We start from the raw sequence: 7,218 nt of genomic DNA on the forward strand, positions 1-7,218 counted from the left end.
CAGAATCTCTCCCAACCACTGCGGCTTGCAATCAAACGATAGAAATAGACGAAGTTGGGCACTGTTGCCCCAGCCTATCGTTTAAGGTACAGAACGATAGGGCAGCGAGCTGCTCAAATAGTCCAGTGGACTATTTGAGGCGGTGGATAGAGCTTCCGTTAGGAAGTCTCAAAAGCGTACGGCTGATGCAAACTTCGCTTGCCTTATCCACAACCTTTCTACCTCACTATCTTATTTCTAGGTTCGGACTGGCGGTGGGACAGAACTAAATTTTTAAAAATTTAGTTCGTCGTCCCAGCCCCGCGAGGATGATTAGGAGCTTTTTGGAGTCTAAAAGACGAACAAAAAGTCCAATCAGCTACCGCGTCAAGAGTTTTTTACCAAAACAAAGCGAAACTGAAGGACTTTTTATACGGTATCTTCCAAAAGATGAATCCCTCTGTGGGTGAGGACACAGCCATCATGGGAGTCTGTCTCAGCCTCTCCCCTCACTCTTTTGTTTCTAAGCTCAGGCTGAAAAGATTCCCCAAACCTTTTCACTCCCAGCCTGCGAGGCTCTCACAGTCTACTAGACTGTTAAAGCAAGGCGAGCTAACAATGTAATAAATGATAAACTAAATGACAATATACGGTATCGGATCAAAGATTCTCCCGTTTGCGGGTGAGGGCGCGCCATCGTAGGAGTCTGCCCCACTCTCTGATATTCACAGAGTCAGGAAATAAGAACGGCAAGGATAGAGGCAAATCTGATTCAGCGGAGGTTTATATGCTGAAAAAACGGCAGTCTTATATTATTGATATTTTGCATGATCAGGGCCAGTGGCTGACAGGGAAATCACTGGCCCAGATGCTCCAGGTGTCCGACCGCACTATTCGATCGGATATTGATGCGATTAACCGGGAGTACCAACAGGAAATAATCCTGTCTAATAAGCGTCTAGGCTACAGGCTGGACAGCTCAGCCTTCTCAGCAATGGAAATCCAGCCCAATCATGTCATCCCGCAGACACCTCAGGAGCGCAGTATTTGGATTGTGAAAGAACTGCTCTTTCATTCTCAGGAACTTAATCTGTTTGAACTGGAAAACCGGGTTTTCGTCAGCGGCTACTCCATTGACAATGACCTGCAGCGTATCAGGAAAATGATTCGGCATTATCGTTTGGAAATCAAGCGTTCCAAGAATTTTATCCGGCTGGTGGGAGAAGAGGATGAGAAACGCCGGCTCTACCGGCAGCTTCTGACGGACGAGGTGCAGGGCAATTTTACCAATCTGTCCAGTCTGGCCACTCTTTTTGTCCATTTTGACTTTCTGCGAATGGCTGATCTGTTTACTGACATTTGCTCTGAGTATCCGTATCAGATCAAGGAGTCTCTTTTTCCCATTGTCATGATCCACGCTGGGGTTGCAATCGAAAGGATTCTAAATGGCAATTATATGGAGGAGATGGACCTGCCCAGAGAGGATTTTGACCAGACAGCTGAATACCGAATCTCCCATACCTTTTTTGAGCAGGTGTCCAAGGTCTGCCGGCTGGCTCTGGTTGAGAGTGAGATTATCCGTTTTGCCCTGCTTCTGTGCAGCTGCAATAAGCAGCAGGATTTCATGCAGGAAGAAGAACTGACAGCCATTGTCAAGAATGTTCTCAGGAAGATTGATGAGAATTTTGACATTGATCTTTCAGCCGATCAGGTCTTGCTGAGCGGACTGGCCAATCATTTTTCCTCGCTCTTGGAGCGGCAGCGGACCCAGACCCAGATGTCCAATGTCTACCTGAGAGAAATCAAGCGTCAGTACCCGCTTATATTTGAGATGGCTGTCCATGCAGGAGAAGTGCTGAGCGGAGAGCTGGGACATAAAGTGGAGGAGAATGAACTTTCTTTCATCGCCCTGCATTTGGGAGCAGCCTATGACCGATTCAACAGTCCCAGCAAGTATCGGGCCCTGCTCATTATTCCTCACAATCAGCTGCTGGCCAAGCCTTTTACCGATAAGCTCCATCAGCGCTTTGAGGATCGGATGAGCATTGTCTTTCAGTACTCGTTTTTTGATGAGCGGCAGGTTGAGGCTTTGGCTCCTGATATGATTATTTCCACAGCGGCCCTCAAGCACCGGCTGTCCATTCCGACCCTGCAGCTGTCTTTGCTCTTTGGTTATGAGGATGAAAGCAAGGTGTTTCAGCTTTTAAATCAGCTGGACCGGGAGCGCTATCATGAGCAATTTCACAAGATGATGGAGCATTTGGTTCAAAAGAAATTATTTTACCGGAAAGAGAGTGTAGCGAACAGCAGGGAAGCGATTGCCTTTCTCTGTGATCAGCTGATTGGGCAGGGACTGGCCGATGAGGCCTATAAGGCTGATGTGCTCAAAAGAGAAGGGATTTCAGCGACCTCCTTTTATCAGGGCTTTGCTGTACCGCATGCCATGGAGCGCTCAACCAGCGAATCCTGTATTGCTACTCTGACCTTGGACAAGCCTATACACTGGGGGAATTTTGAGGTCAGACTGGTCATTCTTTTAGCGATTCGGGAAGTAGACAGCCAGCTGATGCGCATTTTCTTTGACTGGCTGTCCAGTTTGGTCATGGATCCGCAAAAGCTGACAGCCTTGGTCAATTCCCGCAGTCAGGAAGAATTTATGGCCAATTTATTTCAGTGACAGAGAATATTTCCGGTTATTAGGAAAGAATGTTCTGCCAAAAGTGCAGAACAGATGTTTATAATAAAAGTATCAGGTAGAGGAGAAGTAAGATATGAATGATGTGCAATTAGCCAGCTTCCAGATTATTTCAGCCGTCGGAGCAGCCAAATCTTACTATATTGAGGCTATCCGTGCTGCGGAAAAAGGAGCCTTTGCGGAAGCAGCAGAAAAAATGAAAGAGGGCAGGGCAGCCTACAAAGAAGGACATGATGTTCATTTCAAGCTCCTGCAGGGTGAAGCCGGCGGAGACAGCCAGCTGCTGTCCATTCTGCTGGTGCATGCCGAAGATCAGCTCATGTCGGCCGAAACGATTCAGCTGCTGGCAGAGCAGATGATTGCTACCAACCAGCGTCTTTATAAATTGGAAAAACAATAAACGACTGTGTTCGCAGAGAATACAGCTGTAATACTTTTTCTGTTCTATACTCTATGAACATCATTAGCAAAGTAGACAGGAGCCGCCAGCTCAAAAGCTCCGGCGGAGGTTTTGAGCTGGCGGATAGGACTTTGATAGAAGCCTCAAAAGCAAGGCTTTGATCAGCTCACTGACGCGTGTGAAGGTTCATCGTTTGACTATAAGAGAGGAGTCGTCTAATGAAGAAGATTTATTTATTTTGCAGTGCCGGTATGTCCACCAGTATGCTGGCCAGCAATATGCAGGGAATTGCCAATGAGCACCGGCTGCCCATAAAAGTTGCAGCTTTTCCGCATGACAAGCTGGAAGAGATTCTGGCCGACGACCGGCCGGACTGCATTCTGCTGGGGCCTCAGGTCAAATACATGTATGAGGAAACAGTGGATAAATTCGGCAGTCAGGGCATTCCGATCCATGTCATTGATCAGGCAGACTATGGCATGATGAATGGCGAAAGAGTGCTCAAAAGCGCGATAAGATTGATCAAAGAAAATAAATCAGTTTCTTGAGGAAAGGATTTCTTATGATGATAAAGCAGTTAGAAAAATTTTTGGTGCCGCTTGCAGAGGCTATCGGAAAGAACAAGTATCTGGTGTCCATTCGCGATGGTTTTCTGGTCACTACTCCGCTCTTGATTGCCGGTTCCATCTTTCTCCTGATTGGGGAGTTCCCGATTCCGGCTTGGACAGACTGGCTCAATTCTGTCATTGTAGATCAGAAAGCGGGTCTTACCTTGGCGGCCTTCATTGAAAAGCCGTCCAGCGCTACTTTCTCCATTATGGCTGTTTTTGCCGTTGTGGCTATTGCCTATTCCTTTGCCAAACAGCTGAAGACCAATGCAATTTTTGCTTCGGTGGTTGCGGCCATGAGCTGGTTTCTGCTGGTTCCTTATCTGGTAGAAGGGACCAATCAAATCGGCGGCAAGGAAGTCGCTGTCAATCTGCCCGGTATTCCGCTTGCCTGGTCTGGAGCCAAGGGGATTTTTGTTGGCATCCTGATAGCTTTCGCAACCGTCCATCTCTATGCCTGGGTTGAGAAAAAAGGCTGGGTCATCAAAATGCCGGCCGGTGTTCCGCCGACAGTTGTCGAGTCCTTTGCGGCTCTGATTCCGGTTACGATTGTCATGACGGCAGTCTTTGTTCTCAATCTTATCTTTGGCTTCTTGGGCACTAATGTGTTTCAAATCATCTTTGACTTCCTGCAAACCCCGATGGTCAATCTGGGCGGTACCTTGGGAGCTTCTCTGACCGCTTTCTTCTTTAACGGCCTTTTCTGGTTCTTTGGTATTAATGGCGGAGCAGTTGTGGGAGCGGTTTATGGTCCGGTCTTGGCGACGCTGTCACTGGATAATATTGAATTCTTTAAAACAGGAGCGGGGGCACCGCACATCATCAACGGCCAATTCCAAGATTTGTTTGCAGTATTTGGCGGTGCAGGTTCCACCCTGTCGCTCATTATCGCTATGCTCATTTTCTGCAAGTCCAAACGAATCACCAATCTGGGCAAACTGTCGCTGATTCCGGGAATTTTTGGTATTAATGAGCCGATTATCTTCGGTTTGCCTATCGTTCTCAATCCCGTTATGATCCTGCCCTTTATGCTGGTACCGATGTTTAATATTCTGGTGTCCTATACAGCAATGTCTATCGGTCTTGTGCCCATCTGCAATGGGGTTACCATTCCTTGGACTACGCCGCCGATTATCTCAGGTTTTCTGGCAACGGACTGGCGCGGAGCTGTTCTGCAGGCTATCCTGATTGCTGCCGGAGTTCTCATCTATATGCCTTTTATCAAAGCTATGGACAAGCAGTACCTGCAGGATGAAGTGACTGCTGCAGAAGAAAATGCTGCTGATGACATTGATTTGGATGATTTGTCTTTTGATGATTTATAGGAGGGTGATGTGAAAATTCTCATGATTTATGATCAGATCCAGGCGGGAGCCGGTATCAAGGATGACCGGATGGTGCCCTTGGGTCTAAATAAAGGAGCTACGGGACCCGCAGTTATGATGGCCCCTTATCTCAAGCGTATAGACGGCCATGTGCAGGCCTGTCTCTACTGTGGAGATGGCTATTATGAAGCTAATCCGGATGAAGTCAACCGTAAACTGTGCGCTATGGTAGACAAGCTGCAGGCTGATATAGTCATCTGCGGCCCCTGCTTTGACTATCAGGGGTATGCCCAGATGGCAGCTCAGGTGGCCAAGGCGGTCAATGAAAAAACCAAAGCCAAGGCGCTGGCAGCGATGGCTCAGGAATGCGGCCAGGTGATAGGGGCTTACAAGGATCGGCTTCCTATTGTCAGAATGCCTAAAAAGGGCGCGGCCGGACTCAATCAGTCTCTGGAAACAATCTGTGATTTGGCCTATGCTCTTTATCACAGGGAGGATGAAGCTGCTTTAATCGGAGAATACTGCTATTGATGACTCTTGAATTGAAAAATGCTGTTCTCGTCTTCCCTCAGAAGATTGATGACCAGCCACTTTATACTCTTCGTAATCTCTTCAAACCACCTCAGCACTAACAGTCTGGTGGAGTAAAAAGATCCGGGGGACTGATATGTGAGAGGGGATGCAGCAAAGGCGGTTTGTATCAAAAACCTGCAGAATCTGTTTTTGGAAAATTTATTTAAAAAGATGCAAAGGAGAAGGCATGAGAAAATTGGGAGTGTCCGTCTATCCCGGACACAGTGATATAGACGATATTTTAGCTTACCTGCAGCTGGCGGCTGGTTATGGATTTTCCAGAGTTTTTACCTGTCTGCTGTCGGTCGGCAATCATGAGCAGACTCTTGCTGATTTCAGGCGGGCTGTCGGCCGGGCCAGAGAGCTGGGGATGGAAGTTTTTGCTGATGTAGACTTGAGTGTCTTTGAGAAGTTAGATTTAAAACCGGATCATTTGGACTTTTTCAAGGAGCTGGGGCTGACAGGCATTCGCTTGGACGGCGGTTTTTCCGGCCGTGAGGAAGCGGCTATGAGCTTTAACCCGCAGGGCCTGCTGGTTGAGCTCAATATCAGTATTGAAAACCGCTATCTGGAAAATATTGCAGCCTATCAGCCCAAGCTGGAGCAGCTTATCGGCTGCCATAATTTCTACCCACATCGCTATACAGGCCTGTCGGTGGAGCATTTCCTGAAGACGACCAAGCGCTATAAGGCTTTGGGACTGCGGACAGCTGCTTTTGTCAATTCTAAAGCAGCCAGAACGGGTCCTTGGCCGGTCGAAGAAGGACTTTGTACGCTGGAGCTGCATCGGGACTGGGACATTACCAGCGCTGCCAAATGGCTCTGGGCGACTGATCTGATAGACGACGTGATGATTGCCAATGCTTTTGCCAGCGAGCAAGAGCTGCAGGCACTGAGCGAGATAGACCCTTATCTCCTGACCTTGGACTGTCAGCTGGCGGAGGGGATTTCCGGCCTCGAAAGACAGATTGTGCTGGAGGAGCCGCATCAGGTTCGGGGAGACAGGTCTGATTATGTTCTGCGCTCCTCCCAAAGCCGCATTACCCACCGGAAGGATTATTTTGAGCCGCATGATGCGCTGCCTATTGACAGAGGGGATATTCTGATTGATAATTCTCTCTATACTAAGTATGCAGGTGAGCTGCAGCTGGCCTTGCTGCCTATGAAAAATTTCGGCAAGACCAATGTAGTCGGACGGGTTTTGGAGCATGATTTGCCCCTGTTGGATTGGCTCAAGTCTTGGCAGAAATTCCAATTTAGAGAAAAGAAAGAGCAGTGAGAGCTGCCAGAGAAGACCCTGTATTCATGAAGTCGGTACGATGATTCATGGCTGCAGGGTCTGAGATGTTTGGGGGAACATTCTTCAACTCAATTACATAAGCATTGCCTTGCTCTGACAGTCTGAGGGACCTTTCCAGCTTGATTCTGGAAAGAAAAGAGTGAAGGGATCTAAAAATTTTCAAGATAAGCTTCTGTTCTGCCGTCTTTTTATGCTACAATAGGACTTGACCAATTTGAAATGAGAATGAGTGAAAGCTATGATAACCGTCATCAACCCCAGCCGCTTGACCCGGCAGCCTTTTTCAGGAGCTGGTCCACTATCTGGATATTCATGAAGGAGCCATCCTGCGGCAGATT

General features: G+C 47.9%; 6 protein-coding genes. All 6 read left to right on the top strand.

Annotated elements, in window-relative coordinates:
- The first annotated feature begins 766 nt into the window (after positions 1–766).
- The 6 genes from STRDD11_RS04005 (at position 767) to STRDD11_RS04030 (ending at position 6,859) form a co-directional block, all read left to right on the top strand.
- A complete protein-coding gene (locus tag STRDD11_RS04005) occupies positions 767–2,656 on the top strand; it encodes a BglG family transcription antiterminator (RefSeq protein ID WP_128835645.1) in 1,890 nt (629 codons plus the stop codon).
- Between the two features lie 94 nt (positions 2,657–2,750).
- A complete protein-coding gene (locus STRDD11_RS04010) occupies positions 2,751–3,074 on the top strand; it encodes a PTS lactose/cellobiose transporter subunit IIA (protein ID WP_128835648.1) in 324 nt (107 codons plus the stop codon).
- 218 nt (positions 3,075–3,292) lie between these two features.
- Positions 3,293–3,622 (top strand): PTS sugar transporter subunit IIB, encoded by a 330-nt coding sequence (locus STRDD11_RS04015; RefSeq protein WP_128835650.1) that lies wholly within the window; start codon positions 3,293–3,295, stop codon positions 3,620–3,622.
- Between the two features lie 17 nt (positions 3,623–3,639).
- Entirely contained in the window at positions 3,640–5,007 is a 1,368-nt protein-coding gene (locus STRDD11_RS04020) for a PTS transporter subunit EIIC (protein ID WP_128836279.1), read from the top strand.
- A gap of 9 nt (positions 5,008–5,016) precedes the next feature.
- Positions 5,017–5,538 carry a GrdB-related putative oxidoreductase gene (locus STRDD11_RS04025; protein WP_128835653.1) on the top strand — a complete coding sequence of 174 codons (522 nt, stop codon included), beginning with the start codon at positions 5,017–5,019 and terminating at the stop codon, positions 5,536–5,538.
- A 229-nt stretch (positions 5,539–5,767) separates the two neighbouring features.
- Positions 5,768–6,859 (top strand): DUF871 domain-containing protein, encoded by a 1,092-nt coding sequence (locus STRDD11_RS04030; protein ID WP_128835655.1) that lies wholly within the window; start codon positions 5,768–5,770, stop codon positions 6,857–6,859.
- Positions 6,860–7,218: the final 359 nt, after the last annotated feature.

This window comes from Streptococcus sp. DD11 (assembly GCF_001578865.1).
Taxonomy (GTDB): Bacteria; Bacillota; Bacilli; order Lactobacillales; family Streptococcaceae; genus Streptococcus; species Streptococcus panodentis.

Coding starts and splice junctions, on each gene's coding strand:
- STRDD11_RS04015 (WP_128835650.1), top strand. CDS start 3,293: ATGAAGAAGATTTATTTATTTTGCAGTGCCGGTATGTCCACCAGTATG.
- STRDD11_RS04020 (WP_128836279.1), top strand. CDS start 3,640: ATGATAAAGCAGTTAGAAAAATTTTTGGTGCCGCTTGCAGAGGCTATC.
- STRDD11_RS04010 (WP_128835648.1), top strand. CDS start 2,751: ATGAATGATGTGCAATTAGCCAGCTTCCAGATTATTTCAGCCGTCGGA.
- STRDD11_RS04030 (WP_128835655.1), top strand. CDS start 5,768: ATGAGAAAATTGGGAGTGTCCGTCTATCCCGGACACAGTGATATAGAC.
- STRDD11_RS04005 (WP_128835645.1), top strand. CDS start 767: ATGCTGAAAAAACGGCAGTCTTATATTATTGATATTTTGCATGATCAG.